The following is a 1,829-nucleotide window of genomic DNA, read 5'->3' as shown; positions in this document are numbered from 1 at the left end:
CAGCAGGGCAGTGGCGCCGATCGCCGCAAGCCTACTGCCATATCGTGCTGTCATAATCACTCTCCAGTTTCTCGGAAATTCTGTAAACGGCGCGCGCAACAACCGGCGCCAGGCCATCTGTGGGCCATTGGGCGCAAGAGATGCCGCGCCATCGCGCGGTTCGCGGAAGAAAGACACCAAAATGCCTCCAATCGAAAGGGTTCAAGGCCCAGACATTAAAGGGATGCGCTGACGCGCGAGCCTCCATAAAGCTGCGACATCGTCGGATGTCAATGACAATCCGTAGGAAAAGTCAATTGAAACAACAGTTTAGAATTATTCTAAACTACGACTCTCAACTTTATGCATTTTCCTGCACCGGTCTTGCCGCTGAACTGTGCGATTGACAGCCGCCATCCCGGATGCGACCCGCAAAAGCTCGCTTGCAGCGGTGCCAGACAATTGCCATCTGGCGAAACATCCTAGGGTAGAATCAGGATTGGATGCGATGAAGAACGGTGTGGTCATTGTCGGCGCGGGTCATGCGGGCGTGCAAGCGGCCGCCAGTCTGCGCGAAGACGGCTATGACGGGCCGGTGATCCTCGTTGGGGATGAGGACGAACTTCCCTATCACAAGCCGCCGCTGTCGAAGACTTTCATCAAGGATGCCGAGGCCAAGCCGCAACCCTTGCGCGGCGAGGCCTTTTACACCGGCAGCGCCATCGATTACCGGCCTGGCGTCAGGATCGATCGGATCGATGCCGGACGCCGCAGTTTGGATATTGCCGGCGGTGGTGCGCTGGCCTTTGACCACCTGATCCTGGCGACAGGCTCGCGCCCGCGCACGCTGCCGCTGCCCGGTGCCGACCTGTCCGGTGTGCTGTCGCTGCGCTCGCTGGCCGATGCGCGGCTGATCCGCGACCTCAGCGCGCAAAGCGACGAAGTCGTCATCCTCGGCGGCGGTTTCATCGGGCTGGAGATCGCAGCCACGTTGAGGGCCGCCGGTCGCACGGTGACAGTGGTGGAGGCCGTGGACCGGCTGCTCGGCCGCGCCGTGGCGCCGGTCGTGGCGAGCCACGTCCGGCAACGGCTGGAGGCGACAGGCGTGCGCATCCTCACCGGCACCTCGATCGCCAGGCTCGATGGCGAAAACGGTCATGTCACGGCTGCCATCACCTCATCAGGCGAAAGGCTGCCGGCGCGCATGGTCATCGTCGGCATTGGTGCCGTGCCGAATGTCGAACTGGCGCAGGCGGCCGGCCTCAGCATCGCCAACGGCATTCGCGTCGATCATCAGATGCGCACGTCGATGCCGGAGATTCTCGCTATTGGCGATGCTGCCTCTTACCGTCACTGGCTCACCGGCGGCGACGTGCGGCTGGAATCGGTGCAGAATGCCACCGACCAGGCGCGGCTTGCCGCGCGCACGATATCGGGCCACACCGACGCCTATTCGGCGGTGCCATGGTTCTGGTCTGACATCGGCGACATGAAATTGCAGATGGTCGGCCTGACCGCCGGCGGCGACAGCCATGTCGTGCTGGGCGACCTGCCCGAAAACAAATTCTCGATCTACCACTATGCCGGCGACCGGCTGCTCGGTATCGAATCGGTCAACCGTCCCGGCGACCACATGCTTGGCCGCAAGATGCTCGGCGCCGGCTTCTCGCCGACGCCGGAAACGGTGGCCATGGGTCCCGAAGGGCTCAAGGCGGCGCTGGCCGCGTTTCAGCAGGATGAGCCCGCCAGGGCTGCGGGCTAGCCCCCGCTTACCCTCCCCCTTGTGGGGAGGGTCGCTGCGAAGCAGCGGGGTGGGGGTGGGCGCCAAGCCCCCACCCGGACCTTCGGTC

At 63.6% G+C, this 1,829-nt stretch carries 1 protein-coding gene; it reads left to right on the top strand.

Features of this window, described 5'->3' with window-relative positions; translation table 11 throughout:
* Nucleotides 1–487: 487 nt before the first annotated feature.
* Nucleotides 488–1,741, top strand: a complete 1,254-nt coding sequence (locus EN750_RS32485) for an FAD-dependent oxidoreductase (protein ID WP_127399129.1) — start codon at nt 488–490, stop codon at nt 1,739–1,741.
* Nucleotides 1,742–1,829 lie beyond the last annotated feature (88 nt).

Source organism: Mesorhizobium sp. M7A.F.Ca.ET.027.03.2.1 (assembly GCF_003999175.1).
In the GTDB taxonomy this organism is placed as follows: domain Bacteria; phylum Pseudomonadota; class Alphaproteobacteria; order Rhizobiales; family Rhizobiaceae; genus Mesorhizobium.
This window is presented reverse-complemented; position numbering and strand designations above follow the sequence as displayed.